This is a genomic window from Mesorhizobium sp. M6A.T.Cr.TU.017.01.1.1, from assembly GCF_004023115.1.
GTDB lineage: Bacteria > Pseudomonadota > Alphaproteobacteria > Rhizobiales > Rhizobiaceae > Mesorhizobium > Mesorhizobium mediterraneum.
Window position 1 is genome coordinate 1 of the sequence record NZ_RZTA01000088.1, and the last position, 21,188, is coordinate 21,188.

The window sequence follows — 21,188 nt, forward strand, 5'->3', positions numbered from 1 at the left end:
ACGCCGCCAGTCGGCAACGATGCTGTCGGTCGTTTCCGCAACCGTTGCCGTCGCAGCCGGCTTGGCGGTCGGGGCCGGCTCGCCAGCGACCCCGGCAAGCGTCACGGGAGCTTTGAGCGGAGCCGGATCGGAACGCACCGGCGGCTCCATGCGCGCGACGACGGGCTCGGCGGCCGATGGAGGCCTCTGCACCTCAGCCAGCGTGGCCGGCCTTCTGGCGTCAAATCCCGGACGCAATTCGGCGCGAAACGCATCCACCTCCGGCGGCGTCCCGCCTGCCCCCGACGGCGCCCTGCCTGCCTCCGGCGGCGCCCCGGCCACCGGTGCTGGCACAGTCACCGACGCCAAATCCTGCAGCAGGTCGTCCGCTTCGTCCGGCTGCTTGCGACCGGTATCATTGTCCTCGATGATCCTCCTGATGGAAGCCAGTATCTCTTCCATGGAAGGTTCGCGTTGCACGCTGCTTGCCGTCGCCATCGTCACATCCGCCGCCCTTGTGACTCGTTGCAGATTTCCAGTCCGGCCAAGCCGGATTCGAATCATGGCAACAGCGTAACCGACGGATCGCCTTACGAGAATCCCCAATCTGAGGGTGTGTTGGATTTCAACAGATTAGAGCCCGCGCATTCTTTTGAACGCACGGGCTCTAATACTTTGAAATTGGACGAGATTTGAAACTGGTGGAACGATTAGCGACCGTCTGGGGTGCGCAGACCGATCCACTTGTCCTTGACCGCATTGTAATGCTCTTCAGGTCTGTATTTCGTCACCTGAAGAGCGAGACGATCGACCGAAAGGCGACCGACCGCCGAGAGAATGGCATAGCTCGCCACCACCAAATCGCGTTCGGAACTGGCCTGGTTGATCTTGGCAGTGATCAGGGTGGCTTGGGCATTGAGAACGTCGAGCGTGGTGCGCTGGCCGACATTGCGCTCCTCGATGACGCCGCTCAAGGCAAGTTGCGCGGCGGCGATCACCTGCCTGTTGGCCACCACGGTTTGCTGGGCGGCAGTATATTGCGTCCACGCCGAGGTCACGGCTTGCCGCACGGTGTCGCGGCTGACATCGACCTCGATCCGCGCCTGGCTGAGTGATTCCTTATTCTGGCGCACCGTCGCCGAGTTCCGGCCGCCCGAATAGATCGGTATAGTCAGTGTGGCACCGATGCTGGCCGAATTGGTTGTGCCATCCTGCGCCGAATCGGGAACGCCCAGACCCGCCCTCGTGTCGCGATAGGTGCTGGAAACGCCGGCGGAAGCCGAGACCTGCGGCAGCAGCGCGCCTTCGGACGATTTCACCGAAAATGCCGCCGCGTCGACCAGATGCTGGGTGGCGAGGATGGCGGGGTGCTCAATGGATGCAATCGCGATTGCCGCGTCGAGGTTTGAAGGCAACAGCTTCGACAGCGGCGAAGCGGCCCTGAGTCTGCCCGGCTCGTCGCCGACGATCTGGCGATAAGTCGCAGCGCTCGCCAGCGCCTGCGCGCGGGCCGCGGCCAGTTCCGCCACGGCGGAGGAGCGCTCGGCGTCGGCCTGCGCCACGTCGGTGCGGGTGCCTTCGCCGACCTCGAAGCGCGAGCGCGCCGCGCGCGCCTGCTCGGTCAGGAATTGCAGGTTCTGCTCGGTCAGCACCGCCACTTGCCGATCGCGAATCACGTCCATGTAGGCGCTTGCCGCGTTGAACAAGATATTCTCTTCGGTGTTGCGCAGGCTCTCGACCGAGGCGCGGACTCGCGATTCAGCGGCGGCGACGTTGTTCTTGGTCTGAAAGCCGTCGAACAGGGTCTGGTCGATCTGGACGCCAAAGTTACCCGTGGTCAAGTTGACGCTTTGGTTCAAGCGAGTGTTGCGGCTGCTGGAGTAGTCGATGCTCGCGGAACCGGTGATGGTTGGGCGCCAGCCGGACTTGGCGATGGCGACGCCCTCATCGGTGACGCGGACGCCGGCGCGGGCCGAATTGAGTGAAGAATTGTTCTGGTAGGCTTTTGAAAGTGCACCAAGGATGGTTTCCGCCGAGGCGGCCAGCGGAGAAAGCGCGGTCGCGGAAACAAGGACGGCGGCAAAAAGACTCTTGCGTAAAGACGGCACGTTATTCCCTCATTCGTTTTGCATGGGAACCGCACCGCGCCGGCTTCTCTCATTCGAGCAGCCGGCGCGGTGTGTTTCAGGTTCCCTGCTGTCAGCCCCCAAGAGTACCCCAGTCATGCGGATCAGCAACGATTGTTCAAGCGCAAGCGAACATGACAACGCCTCTGCTGCAAGCCAAAATCATTCAGAACTCAAACGCACGGATACGTTCAAATCCCGGTAGTGGCTTAATTGCCGCATTAAATGCGCCTCTTCCGGTTACAACCCCCCCTGTCTTAAGAAACAATCGGGCCACACCCGAATTCCCCTGCCCTTCGACGGCGACGAGACGGCCGCCCTCCGCAAGCTGGTCGAGCAGCGATGCCGGCACTTTCTCCACGCTGCCGCCGATGAAAATAACATCGTAGGGCGCCTCCGCGGCATGGCCTTCCGGCAGCGATCCCTTGACCACGCTGACGTTGTCGCAGCCCAGCGCCGAAAGCGTCGACATGGCGGTCTCGGCCAATGCCGGATCGCTTTCCAGCGCGACGACCGACTTTGCCAGCCGCGACAGGATCGCCGCCGCATAGCCGGTGCCGCAGCCGACATCGAGCGCCGAATCGCCAGGGCCGATCTCGGCCAATTGCATCAGCTTGGCCAGCGGCGAAGGCTCCATGAGATAGCGTGGGCCATCCGCTCCATTGGCAATGCGGATGTCTTCGTCGATATAGGCTAGATCGCGCTGGCCGGGGGCGACAAAGGCCTCGCGCGGCACGACGAGCATCGCGTCGAGCAACGGCGCGCTGGTCACGTCGGTGGTGCGGATCTGGCCATCGACCATTTTCACCCGGCGTTCGGCAAAATCAGCGCTCATATCCCAACCAATCTGCCCAAAACCAATCTGCTCGCCGCGCCGGGGCCGCGGCTCATTTCGACCGGAACTCGAGCCCCCTGGCGCTGGTGCGCGGGAGCTTGGGCAATTGGAGGCCTCGCCCGGAATCGAACCGGGGTGCAAGGATTTGCAGTCCTCTGCGTAACCACTCCGCCACGAGGCCTCATTGCTCCCGGCGTTCCACCCGGTTCCAATAGGTTGCGGCGAAAATGCCGTCAAGCGGCCATGGTGCATTCCGGACGGTTTCCTCTGGGCCATGATGCCACGTGTCGAATCGTCGACACGCATGCTGCAATTAATACATTAGTTAACCGTTAAGTATCGAATATGGCAAAGAGAAGCCCAGGGCCTGGACTTACGTCGGGTAAGCAGAAGGCTCCGCCATTCTGAAGGAGAATTGCGAGGGCCGGGAAAGCGCTCCGGGCATTAGCCGGGTCGAGTCGGGCTGGAAAGACGCGCCCCTCACAGAGGCTTGCCACGTCGTCAGTTCGGCCGCCGCCGCCGCTCCCACCACACGACGAGCCGGCGCCGATGGCGGCGCACCAAGGCAAACTCGTAGGAGAGCACCAGCAATCCGATCGGAATCATCCAGAAGCCCAGGATCGGCAGGAAGCCGAGAATGCCGCCGAAGATCAGCACGACGCCGATCGCAATCCTGAGGCCGCGCGAGCGCGGCATGGTGAATTGACGGCCGAAGACCGATATTTTCCGTGCCGGTGGATGGTTGTGGCTTGCTGCGCTCATGTCTGGTTGGTGGTCCGTTCGGGCAAAGTAAAAGCACCAGCTGACGAATGCCGCAACCACCTTTTCGGTTCCGCGCAGCCCGTCAGACGGCTCATATGAGGACGCGCGCACATGATTGCGAGAAGTCGTCGCGCGAAAAAGCGCCGAAAAATACGAAATGCTTCTTTGCAAAGCCGAAACGGGTTTGCTATAGGCTGCGCCACTCACATGAGAGCGTCTGTTCCCCGGTAGCTCAGTGGTAGAGCAACCGGCTGTTAACCGGTTGGTCGCTGGTTCGAATCCGGCCCGGGGAGCCAAATTCCACGCATACCCATTGAAGCTATCAGGAAATGGCAGCCTCCCCGCCGAAGCGGGGTGCGGTGATGCGGTCAGTCGGCATAAAAAGCCCGCGCCGTTGCCGGCACGGGCTCTGTCAACATTCAACTCGCCGAATCAGTAGGGCGAATTGCACTGCTGTCGAGGTCCGTAGTTGGGCTGGAACGTATTGTCGGACGCGCGGTAACTGCGGTACCGGTCGTAACACCACTCGACATGGGCGTCGCCACGATTAACACGGTTCTGGTTGTTGTTGATGATCGCACTGCCGATCACCGCGCCGGTGGCGAATGCAGCCAGCGGGAACCAGTAGTCGCCATGACGGCGATGGCCGCGACGGTACTCACGATAACCGCGATGGCCGTTCCAGTGGGAGCCATCGTGGCGCGAAAATTTGCGGTTTTTGCGGTTGTGGCGCTTCCCCCACGGATTATGGTCAACCGTCTGCACATCAGTCGAAACGGACGGCGCTTGCGGCAGGAATATCTGAGCTGCGTCAGCAGGCACTGCTATGGTGGTCGCGAACGATACCGATAACGCGGCCGCCAGCAAACCCGACATGATCTTGTTCATGATCTCTCCTTAAACGAAAGTTGAGGCTCAGTTCCCTAAAGCGAATGTTACAGGCCACCTTACTATTTCGCCGCCGTTTATCAAAGACAAAAACCGTGAAACCGGGCTAGTCTTGAATAAAGTGGCGAAGTATGGTCAACCGCGATTTAATCCATTTTAATATAGCCGTCGTAAAACACGAGTCTCGTCCGGCATTACAGCCGAGTGGCCAGATCGTTAGCAGCCGGTATGTCTGAGACCGGCCACGACTTACCGGACAGTCACCGCAAATATGGCGGCGTAGCCTGCCACGAGCGAGCGGATCCTATAGCTTTGGGAAGAAAAATCTCATGACCAAAGTCATGATCGCATCTTGGAGCAGCACGGGCGTTCTGCGCCTGTTGTACGCAGCCGGACCCTGATGTATCTCGCCCAGCTCGGGACAGGATCGGAAGCATCGAGGTGCGCCTGCTATGGCTAGACCGGCGAACTTCCGCGATCACGCCATAATCAATCCGGCGAATTTTGCCACTCTTTCTTCGTGGCGAACCCCAACGCCGCTTGGCCGGCGCCAACCTAGGCAACCCCACCTTCCCCGCCCCCTGCGGCGCCGGCCATCTTTCGCCAGGCACTACCTCGGTTAGGCCGTCACGCCACCACGACCGGTTTTCGGTGCCGTCATCCAGGGCATAGCTGCAGAGACGTCCGCTAGGATTTTGGCCGATCTGGCGAAGCCGGCAAAAGCTTCGCGTGCAACTGAAATGGGACTTGGCTATCATAAGCGCGCTGGCAAGCTCGGAACGCCGTGTCAAAGATTGGCCCTCTACGGTTCTTCGGCCATTCCTCCAGGAACTCGAAAGCATCAGCCAAGCATCCGATTTCCTCCACCATAAACGCCCCTTTCTTGACGAAAACAGGCCGGTCGAAAGTCCTGTCGTTCATTAGAACCTCCATTCAACTGAACGAGTGTTTGAGCTTCCACGAGAGCCGTGAGCGACGGCTGCGGGAAAATATGTGAACAGCACTTTTTGCTGTCAAGGAAGGACATCAATTTGGGGATTGAAGCAAACTCATCGTAAGATTGAGACTGCATGCGGATCTACAGCAGGCTCTCACAACAGCAGAAAGCCCGCGCCCTCGGGGAGAGGACGCGGGCTGATCGGGGCCACCGATCTCGCAGCATTTGTATGAGGGGACAATACGATGCTGCTGGCGTTTAAACTTTCGTGGCGGGACAGTGTTCCATTCTCAAAGGACAAACCGCAGGCTCATGTTCGGAGATTGGTCGCTGTGGAACGCGTACAGTGCTCCGCCCGGTCAATTCGCCTGGAACAAAATTTCTTGGAGGTGGTTCCCCCCCCTGAAGGGACAGACTTTTCGAAGGAGATTATCTCATGAAAAAAGTTCTGATCACCAGTATGCTGGCCATCGGCGTTGGCTGCGGAGCAGCACTTGCCCAGGAACAGCAGCCGGCCGAAATCCAACCGGGCGCCGGCACCGGTTGCGCACCCGGCTCGGCCGATTGTCCGAAGGGCTCGAAGATGGGCGAACAGACCCAGGGCGAGACCGGTACCGCCACCGAGGAGCAGGCTCAAGGCAAAGCGAAGGTGCGGACCGATGAGCAGGCTCAGGGCAAGGCCGGCGCAACCACCGAGCAACAGGCGCAGGACAAGGGGAAGGTCCAGACCGAGCAGCAGACCCAGGGCGAGGCTGGCACCACAACCGAGCAACAGGCGCAGGACAAGGGGAAGGTCCAGACCGAGCAGCAGTCCCAGGGCGAGGCCGGTACCACCACCGAGCAGCAAACCCAGGGCAAGACCTCCACTCAGCAGGATGAGACATCGACCGGCTCGATCGAGAATGTGACCGTTGAACAGAAAACGGAAATCACCCAGGTCCTGAAGGAGGAGAAGGTCGAACCGGTTTCCGACGTCGATTTTGACATCTCCGTGGGCATCGAGGTCCCGCGGCAGAAGGTCAGACTGCATCGTCTGCCACCGCGAATTGTCAAGATCGTCCCGGCTTACGAATCCTACGAGTATTTCGTGTTGGCTGATGGCCGAATCGTCATCGTCGACCCGGATACGCTCAAGATCGTCCTTATTCTGACCTAACGCCTTTGTCGGGCGTGAAGGGGCTCGCCGCACCCGCGGCGGGCCCCTCACCATTCATCGTTTGAAGTTGGAGGGCAGTCTCCACTCATCGGACGGCGACGGCCATTTATGTCGCCGGTACACCCCGCTGTTCAAGCTGGCGGGCATTTTGCGTGTCGAGGACCCTTCCGGCCGAACCCTCATCGATCATCCCTCGACGGTGCCTTCATCAACCCCGGGCAGGACTTCAGTCTACCGGCTGGCAGACCATGGGCTGGCACAGGCAGTGCTTTGGTCCGGGGCTGCTATCGCAAAAGCCCCCAATAGGGGAGTTTCAGGAACCGGGCTCCGGCAGGCGTCGTTGCGATGCCGACCCCCCTGACAGGAGGCTGCAATGGACCACAGCATTCAGCAGGCACGTTGGCTGCTTTTCCCGGTATTTGGCTTGGTGTTCGGGGTTGCGGCCGTTGGGCTTATTATCGGCTGATGGGACCCGATCGATGAAGGCAACACGCTTGCGCAGCAATGAGTCCCTTCCTGCGCTAGCGAGACCCACCGGTTTCTCCCCTGAGACCGGTGGGCCTTGACATCGCCTTGTGATGGCGGAAGCGTGACAAGTCGGTGCAGCGCACAGAGGATTGGCTCGGAAACAATAGGCATAATGCAGCGCAGACCGTAACGGTTAGAGGATATTTCTAACGTGACATTGGCAAATTTATTGATGACGCCTGTCGTGCGGCGACGAAGGCTTCGCGTCGCCATTTGCCTCGCTGCATCGACCTTGGTTCTCGTCATGAGCCCCTACCGTGTGGGACAAGACCGCCTATCCCTGACGCTCAGCCCGCAGGTCGCCTGGGCACAGAATGGTGGCAACGGGAATTCCGGAAACGCTGGAAATTCTGGAAACGCCGGAAACTCCGGGAATGCTGGAAATTCTGGGAACGCTGGAAATTCTGGGAACGCTGGAAATTCTGGAACCCCCGGGAATTCAAACTCCAACGGCGCGGGCAAGGGCAAATCAAAATCACCGAAAGACAATCCCCCCGAAGATGCGGTCACCGCGGTAAACCCCGGCAACAAGCCAAAACTATATATCAATGCGGCCACTGGAGACCGGATCGAAGTGCACGGGCCAAGTGTGGGTGTGGTGCATTCCAACGGGCTCAGCGAGCGCATCGACGGTCGCCATTATGAAATGCGGGATGCCATGGGCCGCACCATCATTCGGCGGCAGGCAACGAACTCCGATCGGGCAAGACTGCTCGCCATGATCGAGTGATGACCAGTTCACGGGCCGCAAGGCCCCATTTGCTTCAGGCAGAATGGGGAACAGGCGAATGCTGACGCTCGGTGGCGTCGCGCAACGTCATCGCAGCTTCGGTCCGGTTGCTCACGTTGAGCTTGGAAAGAATGCGCGTCATGTGGTGCTTTATGGTTTTCTCGTGCAGGTTCAGCTGAAGACCGATCCGTTTGTTGCTCAATCCCGCGGCAACGAGCGTCAGGATCTCTCTTTCGCGACTGGTGAGTTCGGCCAGCACGTCGGCTTTCGCCGTCGTGGTTGATCGGGTAGACAAGTCGACCAGCACACGCGCCGACAATTGCGGGCAAACATATCTTTCGCCTAGCGCCACCGTGCGCAGTATGGCGGCCAGGGTTCTCGACCCGACACCCTTCAGGACATAGCCTCGTGCCCCGCTCTGCAAGGCGGTCACGACGTCCTGGTTCTCCTCCGAAACCGTCAGCATCACAATTTTCAGATCCGGGTGTCGCTGCAGAGCCGGCTCGATCGCACTCAGGCCCCCTCCAGGCACCGAGATGTCCATCAGGAGAATATCGAGCTGCTGGTCTTCCGATATCCGCAGGGCGTCATCTCTGCTGCTGCCTTGCGCAATAATCTCGAAGCCGCCGATCTGCTCGAGAGTGCGCACGACGCCTTCCCTGAACAGCGGGTGGTCATCGATGACGGCGAGTTTTATGGCTGCTGGCATCACGCCTGTCCCATTTCAACTGTATTGAGAACCATTTTCACCATCGTGCCATTTTGTGAAGATGTTACGGCAAACTGGCCACCGAGGCTTTCTACCCGCTCACGCAACCCGACGAGCCCCAGCCCTTCAGGGTGGACGATCTTCGGGTCAAAACCGGGGCCGGTATCGGAAACCTCGATAAAAACGCGCTCCCCGTCGAAATGTTTCGCGACCGATTGGCCGGCACCTCCGGCGTGGCGGAAACCGTTGTTCAGCGCCTCCTGGATGAAGCGAAAGAGGCAGATCTTGGCCGCTGGCGACAAGGATGTGTGCCCCCCGGTCATGGACAGCATCACTTTGACGCCGGTCCGCTCTTCGTGCGCTCGCACGGCAAGCTCGAGTATTTCGGTCAGCTCGGCATTCTCGACATGCGGCAGCACAAGGCCCTTGCTGACGTTCCTGATTTCTCGCATCGCGTCGTCCAAATTGGCCTTGATGGCCTGCAATTCGCGTGCACGCGCCGCAGCCGGCGTGGCGGGATCGGCAAGCACGGGACTGTCAATGCCCAGTGCAGCGAGGGCAACCAGTTGCGCCGGCCCGTCATGCAGGTCCGCGCCGATCCGCCTGAGGTAACGTTCGTTAAGCGCCGTGGCGCGCTGCGAAGCACGCTGCACCCGCAATCTCAACATCCGGTTTTGAGCAAGCAGATCGGAAAGTTCGGCAATGCGCTGCTTCAATGACCGGCTCTGGGAACGAATCGTGCGGCTGCCGCGAAAGACGATCGCCGAAAGCCCGAGGAAAAAAATTGCGGTGACGGCAGCGACATCGAGCCAGGTTCGGACGAGTGCCTGCCGGAGGTTCGTTTCAAAATCGGTGGCGATCTCATAAAATTCCAAAACAGCCACGACTTCGCCCGACCACGGCTGAAGTACCGGATTATAGATTTCAAGAAGATGCAAGCCGCTGTCCCGCTCAGCCTGGCTATCCAGGTCATCGAGTTTGTCGAATTCAGCGACCATGTCGCCTGCGAATGCGGCCCGGAGATTGTCGCTGGGTGGAAAGCGCTTCCCGACCAAATCTTTGTTGGTCGAATAGAGGATGGTTCCGTCGCGGCGCCAGAGCTTGAAGGATTGGAGCCTTTTGCCGAGCGCGCCTTGCCCCAGCGTTTCATCCAGCGCATGAGCAACGCTCTCCTCCAGCACTTCGCTCCTGCGCATGTCGGGGAGCAGCGGCGCGATAACGCTGTCGACGTAGAGAGCTGTCGCAGAAGCCGAGTTCCGGGTCACCGCGGCTTCTATCTGGCTTGTCACGGAAATTCCCACCACGATCATCGCCGACAGCGAGAATAGTCCGCCCGCGAGCAGAAACTGAGTGGCCAGCGACAGTGCGTTCCATCGATCGATCAGTCCTGTCGCTCTGTATGGCGCCATATCCCCAACGGCCCAGTCGGCGGCGCGTCGCGCCAGCGGCACGATTCGAGAGAACCGGCCAATCTGTTGTCGAACGACGCTAAGCGACGCCATCTTTGATCTGCAACTGATCAATCCCTAGGGAACTTAGGGCTTTACAGACTGGACGGAAACCACACCCGGCGGTTTTTTCGCATAAGCTCCACTGCCCTCGTTGAGCGAGGCAGCAAAGCCATGAAGCGCCAGTTCCGATGCTTTCGATCTCCCCGGCACAGATGGTGCAACGCCTGATCGCCAATCGCGGCGGAAGGTGCGGCGTATTTTTCACTTCTGGTCGCGCAATGCTCTCACCGCTTGAGTGAGCGTCATCCGATCGTTACCGTTCTTTTTGATCAGCCTACTGACTTGGCTCGGCGAAACGCCATTTTCTCGCGCGAAATGTTCCACCTCGTAGTACTCGTCGACCGACAGGCGCCTGCGGTCGAGGAAGTCTTGGTTGCTTTTCTCGTCGGCCATTTCCTTTCTCCTGGCGAGTTTGACACGGGTGAGAAATGTCGGTCGGAAGCGGGCTGCCGAATGAGGGTGGCGGCCACCCCTCTCCATGAACTCGTCCCGTAAATTTGCGCCGAACGAGTCCGGGCAATCGCGGTTCCGGACCGCTCGACATCCGGCCCCATTGCGCGCAGCAGATCAGACTTAAGTCCAACGGCAGGGCCTCACGGATCGGACCGAAGCCCAGCCAAGGAACGTTTGCAGCGGTCTCATGTTTGAGCGAGTCTAGCGCGAAGAATGATGCCAAGAGAGCTCACATAAGGAGGCAACCATGAAAATGCGTCTTTCCACTGCAGCCGCCGGATTTCTGCTATTGGCAGGTGTCGGCACCGCTGCCGCTCAGGACGTGATCATCGCGCCTGAGCAGGAGACCGTCATTAGGGAATATGTGGAAAAGCAGCCGCTCGCATCGGTGGAGCTCCCCGGGGTGGAACTCAATATCGGCTCAACGCTACCCGATACGGTCGAGCTTCATGAAGTTCCCGACGTCGAATACCGGTACGTTGTCGTGGACAATCGGACCGTTGTCGTTGATCCAGGCACACGCAAGATCGTCAAAATCATTCAGTGACCTGAACGAGAGGGAGGAGACGCCCGCCGCTTCTAAACGAGCGGCGGGCGACTATGTTATGGGCAGCGTCAAATGAGAACAATCAGCAGACTCTTCGATTCCCGCGACCAGGCAGCGCGTGCCGTTGCCGCGCTTCAGGCGGCAGGAGTTTCTCACGAACAGATCAGCGTCATCGGACCCTACGACGACGAAATCGGCGCTGTCCTGCGCGGTCCGGGCGGTGCCGCCCTTGGCGCGGCAGCTGGTCTGTTAATCGGCCTGTGGACTTTTGGAACCACCGGCATTGATCCTGTCGGAGCGGCGGCTGGCCTGACTCTCGTCGGAGGAGCCTGCGGCGGCTTTGCTGGTGGGCTTCTCCAGACACTCGCCAAAAAACCGGGTGAGCCCAACCTTGTTCAAGGAGTTATTCTCGTGATGGCGCATGTCGACGAAAACCAGGCCGATACGGCGCAGGCGGCGCTCGGAAGTCCCGTTCCCCTAGAGCAACTCGAGGCCACGGCCGGGTGAAATGCGCCGGGTTGGCGCGCTGACGACGAAGCGCGTTCAGATCGGCAGTTCTCGCTGGACCATCAATTCCCCTCTGACGGTTCACGAGACGGCAAGCGTTTGCTCAACCAGATTGACGTAATAGCGCATCACAGTCGGCACGATTTCGTCGTTGAAGACATAGCGATCGCCGTGCAGGCCCTCGCCGGGGCCGACATCGCCGGCGCCGATCCACACGTAGCAGCCGCCGGCCTCGCGGATCATGAAGGCGAAATCCTCGCAGCCCAGGCTCGGGCTGAACTCGGTCGAGACGTTATCCCTCCCGACGGTTGCGGCGGCCGCCTTGACAGCGCGAGCTGTCGCGTGGGCGGTGTTGATGAGCGGCGGATAGCCCTTCCTGTAATCGAGCGTGGTCTTGAGCGAATGGGCTGCGGCAATGCCCCGGGCGATCTCGCCGATCAGCTTCTCGCAGTGATCGGAATGGCCCGGCTCGAAAAACCGACAAGTGCCTTGCAGCCAGACCTTGCCCGGCACGATGTTGCCGACATTGCCGCCGTGGATCTGGGTGAGACTGACGACAAGCGCGGTTTGCGGATCGACCGAGCGGCTGACGATGCGTTGAACGGCCTGGACAAACGCACCCGCCGCCAGGATCGGATCGTCGCCGAGCTGTGGCATGGCGGCATGCGCGCCAAGACCCTCGAAGGTCAGCTCGAAATTGTCGACCGCCGCCATCTGCGGTCCGACGCGAGCGGCGATCGTGCCGAGCCTGACCCCCGGCCAGTTGTGGACGGCATACATCGCCTCGACCGGGAAGCGCTTGAACACGCCGTCTTCGATCATGCGCATGCTGCCGCCTTCGTTTTCCTCGGCTGGCTGAAAGATGAAATAGACGGTGCCGTCGAAGGCACGGGATTGGCTGAGCAGTCTGGCGGCGCCGAGCAGCATGGCGGTGTGGCCGTCATGGCCGCAGGCGTGCATCACGCCCGCATTCCTGGAGGTATAGGGCAAGCCGGTCTTCTCCACGACCGGAAGCGCGTCCAGCTCGGCGCGAAGACCGATGGCGCGTGTGCCCGTGCCGCTGCGCAGGATGCCGACAACACCGGTGCCGCCGATCCCCTCATGAACCTCGTCGAAGCCGAAGGAGCGCAGTTTCTCGGTGACGAAGCGTGCGGTTTCGTGCTCGTTGAATCCGAGTTCCGGATTGGAATGGATGTGGTGGCGCCAGGCTACGACCTCTGGCGTCAGGGCGGCGATGGGGTCATTATGGAGCACGATGCTCTCCTTCTACGCCGGCAACGGGGCGGTTTGATCGGAATCACGATTAGAAGGTCGCACAAGAGGCGTCTTGAACCAGATTGACCGCAGTAGGGACGAAAGACGTGCACGCGAACGAAACCAGTAAATACTGGCGTCATCCCTGCTTCCCTGACCTTGGCCTGTTCAAGGCGCGCTTCACGCAGCATCGTTACGAGTTGCACACGCACCCCACCTATGTGATCGCGCTGATTACTTCTGGCTGCGAACGCATTCGCATCGGACGCCACAGCGTTGTCGCTCCGGCAGGCACTATTGCCGTCGTCAATCCCGAGGAGTGGCATGACGGGGAACAAGGTGCTGATGAAGGCTGGGCCTACCGGACCTTTTATCCCTCGGTGCCGCTGATGACGACGGTCGCGCGCGAGCTGGGAGGCGATGGCGCTCCGGTTTTCTCGCACGCGATCATCGAGGACGGCGGTCTCGCAACAGCGTTGGCGGCGGCGCATGAAGGCTCGACGTCCCAGGACGCGACGCAGGCAGAGGCGTCGCTGCTCGTCGCCTTGAGGCATCTCATCGTTCGGCATGGCGATTGGGGCGGGCTGGCAGAGGAGGTCGAAAGCTCGGGATCGTGGCAGAGGTTCTCGCTCTACGAGAATCTTGTCGAAAGCGAACTTGGCTCGCAACTCAACCTGCAGCGGCTTGCCGACGCCGCGCGCGTGACCCGGTTCCAGGTCATCCGGGATTTCAAGAAGGCGATCGGCCTGACGCCCGCAGCCTATATCCGCGACCGGAGACGGCGTCGCGCCAGCTGCTTGATCGAACAGGGGCTCGGCCTCGCCGATGCCGCCATTGCGGCAGGTTTCGCCGACCAGAGCCATCTTTCCCGCACGTTCCGGGCTGCGCATGGCATGACGCCTGGCATGTTCAGGAGAGGCGCCTAAGCCTCGCGAAAGGAGACGCTTGCGCGCGGATATCTGCTGCGCGATGGTGAAGCTGGGCTTGGGAGGAATCATGCGAAAAATCCTGGTATCGACGACGCTGCTGCTCGCGGCCTCGCTATTTGCGAATGCCGCTCAAGCGCTGGACAGCAGCGGGACGCCGGTTGTCGTGTCTCCACTTGCCTCACGCACGGAAACCGCCTCCGGCCAGCCGATAGTGCTGCCGCAGAAAAACGTGCAGGTCCTGGTTTCGTCCTTTGAGATCGCGCCGGGCGCGACCTTGCCGGTCCACAAGCACCCGTTTCCCCGCTATGCGTATGTCGAGGCCGGGACCCTTCAGGTCACCAATGTCGAGACCGGCAAGAGCAACACATACAAGTCAGGCGATTTCATCATCGAAATGATCGGGCAGTGGCATCAGGCCACCAATGTCGGCGCCGATCCGGTGAAGCTGCTGGTCATAGATCAGGTCGAAGAAGGCACCAAGAACACGGTGTTGCGCCAGTAGCTGGCATTTCTGAACACAGCGTCCGTGGCGGACCCTTACAGCCCGCCACGGAGGTCAGAACGTGAACCCTTCCGGTAAATTGTGAGTCCAATATCCTTCCTCGACGAGTTCGCTGATGCGCCAACCCTCGGTCGTGCGCACGACGCGATCGCGATACCAGAGCCCTTGGAAGAAGACCTGCCTTTTGCCTTCGCCGAGGAACAATGCACGCGCGCGCTGGCCTCGTCCCCTCGGACTTCAAGAAGAATTGTCGAAATGGCATGCTGCGAGATCAATATCTTCGACAGGGCGCCTTTCATGAAAGCAATATGCTCTTCCACACCGCTCCTGATTCCGCCCGTCACAGTGTCGTCAAGCACGGCATCGGGTGTGAATACGTTCCGATAGGCTTCCCAGTCGCGATCGTCCACGGCGTAGCAATAACGAATAAGCAGCTGTTCGATCTCAAGCCGATCCGAAATCTCCTGCAGTGAAAGGGTCATGTCTTGCCTCCGCAGTTCGCGGCACTGATACCGCATGCGCCAAGCCTACCCCGACATGTCGATCAATATTCACATTGATGACGCTCCGAGCAACCCGCACGACCGGGCATGCGCAAATCCGAATGCTCACTTAGCCCCTGCATTCATCCGGTCCGCGGCGGCGGTCAGCACGGCGCGGTCGCCCTCCTCGTATAAGCGATGGATGGAAATGGCGCTGACGCGCCAGCCTTCTGGTGTCCGCACCAACCGGTGGAGATAGCTGGCACCGACCGTCCAGAACCGGGTGGCGATCCAGTGGGTCGCGCGAACATGGCTGCGCGCAACGGCATCGTTGCCCGCGCCTTCGACAACGATGTTGGTGATGAGGTGCTGGGTAGCGTCGAAGCCCGGCAGCAGGTCTTGCCACTGGGCAATCAGCGCGTCGCGGTCGCTGGTCGCGACCTCGCCACCGAAAAGGCTCGTATAGTCGGTCGTGACGCGGGCCGCGAAATACGATTTGACCTGGTTCCATTCGCGCAAATCGGCATATAGGCCGATCCCCGCCACTGCCTCGGCAATGGCGATCCTCTCTTCGACCGTCAGCGCAGCTGGGGACGGCGTAGTGCTCAAGGCCGGCGCAGGGGTGGCGGCGAGCGTCGCGACGAAGACTGCCGAGGCCAAGACGTGCCGGCGGCTGACGGGGCTCATTGTCCCGCCTTCCCTGCACTGCCCAGCGTGGTGCGGAAGTGCGCGTCGACAGCGTCGCTCGCCGCCTTCACCGGCGCGGCGCGGTCATAGAAGTCGAACTGGGTAACCTCGTCGAGCCACAGCACCCGCTTGGGCTTGGAGTTGGTCAGCCGCGTGTAAAATTTGTGCGCGCCCTGCGGGATAGCAGCCGCCTCGCTATGCACCATCAGAAAGGGCTGGTGCAGGCGCGGAGCAGCCTGGATCGCATCGAATGTCAGCCACCCTCGCCAGAAGGCCGGATCGGTCTCGTTGCGCCAGGCCGGGATCATGCCGCGATCGGGCTCGGTGTAATAAGGTACCTTGAACATGATCGCGCGATCGTCGGTCAGGCTGGCGGCGGGCAGGAAGGCCTGTTTGCCGGTGCTGCGATACGCGGCCTCGGCCGCATCGCCGACAGCTTCGAGCTGCGCGACGCCGTCCTTGCCGCCATAGGTCCTCTCGACCACCTCGGCATCGTGCAGCCAGGGCGCGACTAGGGCGACCGACTTGATCGCCGTATTTTTAGCGGCGGCAGTGACCATGTAGCCGGAGCTGGCGCAAATGCCGAGCCCGCCGATGCGGTCCTTGTCGGTCTCGGGCCGGGTCGCGAGATAGGCGACCGCCGCCTCGATATCGGCGATCTTGGCGCTGGGATCCTCGTATTGGCGACGTGCGCCGCCGCTTTCGCCCCAACCGCGAAAATCGAAGGTCAAGGCGACGAAGCCGCGGTCGGCCATCTCGCGGGCGTAGCGGGCCGACATCTGTTCCTTCACCGTCATCCAGGCGCCGGTCACGACCAGCGCGGGCCGAGCTTCCATCGCGTCTAGATCCTCGGGCAGATAGAGGTCGCCGACGATCTGCTCGCCATGCGAGGCGAAAGTGACGCGCTCGACGCGCGGTGCGGCGAAGGCAGTGGAGGCGAGCGCGACGGCGATTGCAGCGGCTAATGTCAAGGTTTTCAGCATCGCAAGTCTCCTCAGCGGTCATCCGCCAGTCGGCCAGGCAGTGGCTTCAGCGGGTAGTGCGCCCAGTAGAAGGCATCCGACTGGTACATGTCGGTCAAAAAATTCTGTGCTTCAGTGATCTTGCCGTCCTGGATGCGGAACATCAGGGCGTAGAGCTGGTCGATCTCGGGACCTGAGCCGACGTTCGACCAGCCGCGATGAATGTCGACGACGAGGTCGCCCTGCGCCTGGAAGAAGATCGGCTCAGCCCTGAATTTGCCGTCGGCCAGGCCGCGGAAAAAGGCGACCACCTCCTCCGGCCCCCGCTTGTCGCCGGCGAGCGGATGATGGCCGGGAATGCGCCACACGATGTCGGGCGCGAGGAAGGGCCGGACCGCCTCCGGATTCCCGGTCGCGTAAGCAGCGTAATAGTCCTTGATGAGCTGGATGTTGCGGTCTTCCTGCGGACCGCTGTTCGCGGGGGAGGTAGACACCGCCAGGAGAGCGCCGGCGGCAAGCGAAGCAAGCCTGGTCATCGGTCCTGTCTCCTTGCCTGTTTCGTCGGACCCAACATGACGCTTTTTGTTCGCCGGAAAAATCCGTATAGTTCGACAAGGCTATTTGGAATTTCCTCACAATGCGCCTCGACCAGTTCAGCGGGATTGTCGCCTTCGTGAAGGTCGCGGAGGCCAAGAGCTTCACCCGCGCTGCCGCCGAACTCGGAGTCGCTCCGGCCTCGTTGAGCGAGGCCGTCAAGGGGCTCGAGGAGCGTCTGGGGGTGCGGCTCCTCAACCGCACGACCCGCAGCGTCGGTTTGACCGAAGCCGGCGCCCACTACCTCGACCACGTGCGCCCAGCGGCCGAGGAGATCTGGGCAGCTGGCGCGGCGCTACGCGAGACCCGCGATCGCCCCGCCGGCACGCTGCGCCTGAGCCTGCCGTGGATCGCCGCGCCGCTGCTGATCGAGCCGCTGATGGGGCCGTTCATGGACGCTTACCCGGAAGTGCGGCTTAGCGTGATCTTCGACGACAATTTCGTCGATATCGCCGCTCAGGGCTTCGATGCCGGTCTGCGGATCGGCGAGCTTCTCGAGAAGGATATGATCGGCGCGCGTCTGGGCGGGCCGCTGCAGACGGTCGTGTTGGGGAGCCCGGACTATCTGGCGAGGAACGGCACGCCGACGCGGCTGGCCGACCTCGCCGCCCACCGCTGCATCGCCTTCGCCTTCACCCGCACCCGCGCAATCTCGCCCTGGGAGTTCGTCGTCGATGGACGCCATGTCGAGTTCACGCCGGACGCACGCCTGATCGTGAACACACTTCCGCTCTGCATTACCGCCGCCGCGCAAGGGCTTGGCCTTGCCTTCGCCGTCGAAGGCCTCGCTGCGCCACTTCTCGCCTCAGGCGCGCTGGTCAAGGTGCTGGAGCCTTTCTGTCCCAGCTACGAACCGCTCCACCTCTATTATCCCAGCCGCCGCCTCGTCCCGCCCAAGCTGCGGGCCTTCATCGACTTCGTGCGCGCGAACGCGCACAATTTGCGGATCTGACGCGCCGCCGCGAAACCAGCCACGGCGCAGATCGGCGAGCCGCTCCGGCTCACCCCCAGGCGCCGACCATCTGTCTGGTGGCGGCGTTGAGGCGATTGAAGGCGTTGATCAGGGCAATCTGGACGACCAGGGCGGCAAGCGCCTTCTCGTCATAGTGCCGGGCGGCCTCGTCCCAGATCGCGTCCGGCACCGGGTCCGGCCGGTCGCAGAGCCGGGTTGTTGCCTCGGCAAGCGCAAGAGCCGCGCGTTCGGCGTCTGTGAAGTACGGCGTCTCCCGCCAGGCGGATACGGTGAAGACGCGTTCGTCCTTTTCGCCGGCCTTCTTCAATTCGCGCGCATGCATGTCGATACAGACGCTGCATCCATTGATCTGGCTGGCGCGCAAATGGACGAGCTTGCGTGTCACATAGGGCAGGTCAGCCGTTTCCGTCGACTTGTCCAGCGCGAGCAGCGCCTGCAGCGCGCCGGGAATGAGAAGCACAGGGTTTTTCAGTCTTGCTTGCATGGTGGTCTCCTTCAGACGTGTTTTGTGCGAGTGCGTTCTGCCGAGCCGGATGTCGCGCCGTCTATGCAAAACAATAACTGATTGGTTATGAATTGACGCATAACTCACGAGTTATGAATGTGTCAAGTGAGGAATTGGCGGCAATGCAAACGGCAACGACCTGTCGCGCGTTGAGCCAATAGTTCCGGCTTTCACGGCAAGGAGCCCGATGCTAGGGCTGCACGTCTTGAATCAGCAACGGATGCCCCCGTGACCGACACCGAACGCCCTCGCCTGCCGCTGATCGAAATCTGCGTCGAAGGCATAGATGGCCTGCTCGCCGCCCAGGCCGCCGGCGCCGACCGGGTCGAGCTGTGCGCCAGCCTCGTCGAAGGCGGCATCACGCCGAGTTTTGGCACCGTGCGCGCCGCGCTTGAGCTGGCGACGATCCCATTCCACGTCATCGTGCGGCCGCGCGGCGGCGATTTTCTCTACAGCGAGGCCGAATACAGCTCGATGCTCGCCGATGTGCTCGCGCTGCGCGAGCTTGGCGTGGCCGGTGTCGTCGTCGGCTGCCTGAGCGCCGACGGCACCATCGACGAAAAGCGCGTGAGCGAATTGGCACAGGCGGCAGGGACCTTGAACGTGACCTGCCACCGTGCCTTCGACATGACGCGCGATCCGGCAGAAGCGCTGGAAGCGCTGATCCGCAGCAAGGTCGGCCGCGTGCTGACCAGCGGCCAGCGCGACACCGCATTGGAAGGCATAGCCCTGCTGGCGGACCTCGTCCGGCAGGCGGGGAAGCGCATCATCATTCTCGGCTGCGGCGGGCTCGACCCGGGGAATATCGCCGAGGTGCGGGAAAAAACCGGACTGACGGAAATGCACTTCGCCGCACTCAAGGACGTGCCGAGCGCCATGCGCTACCGCAATCCCCAGGTTGGCATGGGCGGCACCGACCTCGACCGCGAGTACCGCAACACGGTGACCGACGCGGCGCTGGTGGCGGCGACGATTGCGGCGGCGAGAGCATGATCCCGGAAGGAAGAAAACACGTGACGCAAGCACGCTTGCCGATCGACCGGGTCTCGCCGCAGGACGAGCCCGCCGTCCTCGCCCTCAACAACGAGCACGCGGCCGAGTTGTCGTGGCTTGAGCCAGAGCGCCTGTCCTTCCTGCTCGCCGAGGCGTTTTATGCGCGTCGCATCGGTGCGCTCGAAGCCTTCATCATGACCTTCGACCAGGACGCCCGCTACGACAGCCCGAACTTCCTGTGGTTTCGCGAGCGTTATCCGCGCTTCGTCTATGTCGACCGTGTCGTCGTCGCGGGAGAAGCGCGTGGTCGCGGCCATGCCCGCAGGCTCTATAAGGACCTGTTCGACCATGCCCTGCGTGCCGGCCAGACCATCGTCACTTGCGAGGTGAATGCCGAGCCGCCCAACCCGGCTTCGGATGCCTTTCACGCAGCGCTCGGCTTCGTCGAGGTCGGCGACGCGGTGATCCACGGTGGCAAGAAGGCGGTGCGCTACTATTCCAGGCAGATCACCGGCTGAGGCGACAACTCTACCAGTTGCGGTTCAGCCAAGCGCGAGCCGGCTTTTCGACGATGTAATAGCTGCACAGGGCGCAAGCGAACGCCCCGGCCAGCATCAGCAGCGGCGCACTGCCTTGCGAATAGACGAATTTGTAGAACGGCTGCTGCCACAGATAGAGCGAATACGACCACAGCCCCAGCGTCGCCATCGGCCAGCAGGACAAAAATCCGGTCAGGTAACGAGCGCTGAAGTCGAGCGAATTGACGGCGAGCGCCAACAGCGGCACCGCGACCAGATAGTGGATCGGCGTCGGCACCGCATCCATGAACAGAAGGACCGCCCCGACGGACGCCGCAACCGCGACATGCGGCCCCTTGAACAAGGCCGGCAGTCTGTCGTCGGCCTTGAGCAGGCATATCACCGCCGACAGCAGGATCGAGGCGATGTGCACGTCGGTCCGCCAATAGGTGGTCTCGTAGTCCATTCCGAAGACCCAGTATGAAATCGCGCCATTCGCCATGGCCAGCACCGACAGCGCACTGAGCAGCACGACGACGCGGGCACGCCCCGAAACAACAAAGCTGATCAGCGCCAGGATGACATAGGCATGTTCCTCGACGCACAGCGACCAGATATGGTCGAGCGCGCCGGCGCGGCTGACGAGAATCCCGGCATAATTGTAGGTGAATGTCAGCGCCGTCAGCGCCGCCTTCCATTTGAAGGCGACAAAGGTGCCGGACAAGGCAACCATCGAAGCGACGACGAAAACCAGCAGCGCCGGATAAATGCGGGAGAACCGGCGCTTGAAGAACGCCTTGAGCGGATAGCGTTCGACAAAGAGAATCTCGGCCATCAGCCGGCCGCTGAGCACGAAGAAGAACTCGACGCCCATGACACCGAGGTTGATTCCGGGAACGGGAAAGAAGTGGCCGATCAGCACCAGTGCGATCGACAGGCCGCGCCAGCCGTCGAGATAGGCCAGCCTTGTTCTCGACGATGTGTCGGCGCTGGACCGGGACACGACAAGCTGCGTCGCGGAGATATCCGTCATGCCGGTCCCTTCGCATTTGAACGATGCGAAAGGGCTGCAAGCTATGACTGTGCGCTCCGAGCCCCGGCTCGCATTTCCTCCAGGCATA

The 21,188-nt window shown here is 61.5% G+C and carries 24 protein-coding genes, 2 tRNA genes and 1 pseudogene; 10 read left to right on the forward strand and 17 right to left on the reverse strand.

Annotated features, from left to right (window positions below; all coding sequences use genetic code 11):
* The 5 genes and pseudogenes from EOB36_RS23985 to EOB36_RS24005 all read right to left on the reverse strand — a co-directional run.
* Window positions 1-477: pseudogene (locus EOB36_RS23985) on the reverse strand (DUF2497 domain-containing protein); the annotation flags it as partial.
* Between the two features lie 212 nt (window positions 478-689).
* Window positions 690-2,087, reverse strand: coding sequence for a TolC family outer membrane protein (locus EOB36_RS23990; RefSeq protein ID WP_095485485.1), 1,398 nt, complete (start codon window positions 2,085-2,087; stop codon window positions 690-692).
* A gap of 184 nt (window positions 2,088-2,271) precedes the next feature.
* Window positions 2,272-2,940 carry a protein-L-isoaspartate O-methyltransferase gene (locus tag EOB36_RS23995; RefSeq protein ID WP_128285877.1) on the reverse strand — a complete coding sequence of 223 codons (669 nt, stop codon included), beginning with the start codon at window positions 2,938-2,940 and terminating at the stop codon, window positions 2,272-2,274.
* Window positions 2,941-3,047: 107 nt separating this feature from the next.
* Window positions 3,048-3,121, reverse strand: a tRNA-Cys gene (locus EOB36_RS24000).
* A 320-nt stretch (window positions 3,122-3,441) separates the two neighbouring features.
* Window positions 3,442-3,702, reverse strand: coding sequence for a hypothetical protein (locus EOB36_RS24005; RefSeq protein ID WP_029353198.1), 261 nt, complete (start codon window positions 3,700-3,702; stop codon window positions 3,442-3,444).
* Window positions 3,703-3,923: 221 nt separating this feature from the next.
* On the opposite strand from EOB36_RS24005, the gene EOB36_RS24010 reads away from it, so the two are divergent.
* Window positions 3,924-3,998 (forward strand) — tRNA-Asn (locus EOB36_RS24010).
* Window positions 3,999-4,134: 136 nt separating this feature from the next.
* Here the strand turns inward: EOB36_RS24010 and EOB36_RS24015 are convergent.
* Window positions 4,135-4,590 carry a BA14K family protein gene (locus EOB36_RS24015; protein ID WP_128285878.1) on the reverse strand — a complete coding sequence of 152 codons (456 nt, stop codon included), beginning with the start codon at window positions 4,588-4,590 and terminating at the stop codon, window positions 4,135-4,137.
* 687 nt (window positions 4,591-5,277) lie between these two features.
* Complete coding sequence (locus EOB36_RS24020; RefSeq protein ID WP_348631820.1) at window positions 5,278-5,523, reverse strand: DUF982 domain-containing protein; 246 nt, start codon at window positions 5,521-5,523, stop codon at window positions 5,278-5,280.
* A gap of 440 nt (window positions 5,524-5,963) precedes the next feature.
* On the opposite strand from EOB36_RS24020, the gene EOB36_RS24025 reads away from it, so the two are divergent.
* Both EOB36_RS24025 and EOB36_RS24030 read left to right on the forward strand, forming a co-directional pair.
* On the forward strand, window positions 5,964-6,683 hold the full coding sequence (locus tag EOB36_RS24025; RefSeq protein WP_128285879.1) for a DUF1236 domain-containing protein: 720 nt from the start codon (window positions 5,964-5,966) through the stop codon (window positions 6,681-6,683).
* 679 nt (window positions 6,684-7,362) lie between these two features.
* Window positions 7,363-7,941, forward strand: a complete 579-nt coding sequence (locus EOB36_RS24030) for a hypothetical protein (RefSeq protein WP_128285880.1) — start codon at window positions 7,363-7,365, stop codon at window positions 7,939-7,941.
* A 34-nt stretch (window positions 7,942-7,975) separates the two neighbouring features.
* On the opposite strand, the gene EOB36_RS24035 is transcribed toward EOB36_RS24030, so the two are convergent.
* The 3 genes from EOB36_RS24035 to EOB36_RS24045 all read right to left on the reverse strand — a co-directional run bounded on the left by EOB36_RS24035 (window position 7,976) and on the right by EOB36_RS24045 (window position 10,554).
* Entirely contained in the window at window positions 7,976-8,650 is a 675-nt protein-coding gene (locus tag EOB36_RS24035; protein ID WP_095485519.1) for a response regulator transcription factor, read from the reverse strand.
* Entirely contained in the window at window positions 8,650-10,059 is a 1,410-nt protein-coding gene (locus EOB36_RS24040) for a sensor histidine kinase (protein ID WP_095485599.1), read from the reverse strand. Before EOB36_RS24040 ends, EOB36_RS24035 begins: the two co-directional genes overlap by 1 nt.
* A gap of 303 nt (window positions 10,060-10,362) precedes the next feature.
* Window positions 10,363-10,554, reverse strand: a complete 192-nt coding sequence (locus EOB36_RS24045) for a DUF3606 domain-containing protein (RefSeq protein WP_095485520.1) — start codon at window positions 10,552-10,554, stop codon at window positions 10,363-10,365.
* 307 nt (window positions 10,555-10,861) lie between these two features.
* On the opposite strand from EOB36_RS24045, the gene EOB36_RS24050 reads away from it, so the two are divergent.
* Together EOB36_RS24050 and EOB36_RS24055 are read left to right on the forward strand one after the other, a co-directional pair.
* A complete protein-coding gene (locus tag EOB36_RS24050) occupies window positions 10,862-11,161 on the forward strand; it encodes a DUF1236 domain-containing protein (protein ID WP_095485521.1) in 300 nt (99 codons plus the stop codon).
* A 72-nt stretch (window positions 11,162-11,233) separates the two neighbouring features.
* Entirely contained in the window at window positions 11,234-11,668 is a 435-nt protein-coding gene (locus EOB36_RS24055) for a hypothetical protein (protein WP_127294150.1), read from the forward strand.
* 81 nt (window positions 11,669-11,749) lie between these two features.
* On the opposite strand, the gene EOB36_RS24060 is transcribed toward EOB36_RS24055, so the two are convergent.
* Window positions 11,750-12,922, reverse strand: coding sequence for an amidohydrolase (locus EOB36_RS24060; RefSeq protein ID WP_128285881.1), 1,173 nt, complete (start codon window positions 12,920-12,922; stop codon window positions 11,750-11,752).
* Between the two features lie 107 nt (window positions 12,923-13,029).
* Here EOB36_RS24060 and EOB36_RS24065 point away from each other — a divergent pair, with 107 nt between their 5' ends.
* Together EOB36_RS24065 and EOB36_RS24070 are read left to right on the forward strand one after the other, a co-directional pair.
* Complete coding sequence (locus EOB36_RS24065) at window positions 13,030-13,848, forward strand: AraC family transcriptional regulator (RefSeq protein ID WP_128285882.1); 819 nt, start codon at window positions 13,030-13,032, stop codon at window positions 13,846-13,848.
* A 70-nt stretch (window positions 13,849-13,918) separates the two neighbouring features.
* Window positions 13,919-14,353: a cupin domain-containing protein gene (locus EOB36_RS24070; protein WP_128285883.1), complete on the forward strand. Its 435-nt coding sequence runs from the start codon at window positions 13,919-13,921 to the stop codon at window positions 14,351-14,353.
* 35 nt (window positions 14,354-14,388) lie between these two features.
* On the opposite strand, the gene EOB36_RS24075 is transcribed toward EOB36_RS24070, so the two are convergent.
* The 4 genes from EOB36_RS24075 to EOB36_RS24090 form a co-directional block, all read right to left on the reverse strand.
* Window positions 14,389-14,835, reverse strand: a complete 447-nt coding sequence (locus tag EOB36_RS24075) for a nuclear transport factor 2 family protein (protein ID WP_164897600.1) — start codon at window positions 14,833-14,835, stop codon at window positions 14,389-14,391.
* 126 nt (window positions 14,836-14,961) lie between these two features.
* Entirely contained in the window at window positions 14,962-15,522 is a 561-nt protein-coding gene (locus tag EOB36_RS24080) for a nuclear transport factor 2 family protein (RefSeq protein WP_128285885.1), read from the reverse strand.
* Window positions 15,519-16,505, reverse strand: a complete 987-nt coding sequence (locus tag EOB36_RS24085; protein WP_095485526.1) for a CocE/NonD family hydrolase — start codon at window positions 16,503-16,505, stop codon at window positions 15,519-15,521. Before EOB36_RS24085 ends, EOB36_RS24080 begins: the two co-directional genes overlap by 4 nt.
* Before the next feature lie 11 nt (window positions 16,506-16,516).
* Window positions 16,517-17,020 (reverse strand): nuclear transport factor 2 family protein, encoded by a 504-nt coding sequence (locus EOB36_RS24090; RefSeq protein ID WP_128285886.1) that lies wholly within the window; start codon window positions 17,018-17,020, stop codon window positions 16,517-16,519.
* Between the two features lie 101 nt (window positions 17,021-17,121).
* On the opposite strand from EOB36_RS24090, the gene EOB36_RS24095 reads away from it, so the two are divergent.
* The gene (locus EOB36_RS24095) at window positions 17,122-18,030 is read left to right on the forward strand and encodes a LysR family transcriptional regulator (RefSeq protein ID WP_095485528.1); all 909 of its coding nucleotides are present in this window, start codon (window positions 17,122-17,124) and stop codon (window positions 18,028-18,030) included.
* A gap of 49 nt (window positions 18,031-18,079) precedes the next feature.
* On the opposite strand, the gene EOB36_RS24100 is transcribed toward EOB36_RS24095, so the two are convergent.
* Window positions 18,080-18,535: a carboxymuconolactone decarboxylase family protein gene (locus EOB36_RS24100; protein WP_095485602.1), complete on the reverse strand. Its 456-nt coding sequence runs from the start codon at window positions 18,533-18,535 to the stop codon at window positions 18,080-18,082.
* A 249-nt stretch (window positions 18,536-18,784) separates the two neighbouring features.
* Between EOB36_RS24100 and EOB36_RS24105 the strand changes: the two genes are divergently transcribed.
* Window positions 18,785-19,549 (forward strand): copper homeostasis protein CutC, encoded by a 765-nt coding sequence (locus EOB36_RS24105; protein WP_128285887.1) that lies wholly within the window; start codon window positions 18,785-18,787, stop codon window positions 19,547-19,549.
* Window positions 19,550-19,569: 20 nt separating this feature from the next.
* On the forward strand, window positions 19,570-20,067 hold the full coding sequence (locus EOB36_RS24110; protein WP_245467874.1) for a GNAT family N-acetyltransferase: 498 nt from the start codon (window positions 19,570-19,572) through the stop codon (window positions 20,065-20,067).
* Window positions 20,068-20,077: 10 nt separating this feature from the next.
* Here the strand turns inward: EOB36_RS24110 and EOB36_RS24115 are convergent, their stop codons facing one another.
* Window positions 20,078-21,100, reverse strand: a complete 1,023-nt coding sequence (locus EOB36_RS24115; RefSeq protein WP_128285889.1) for an acyltransferase — start codon at window positions 21,098-21,100, stop codon at window positions 20,078-20,080.
* Between the last annotated feature and the right edge of the window lie 88 nt (window positions 21,101-21,188).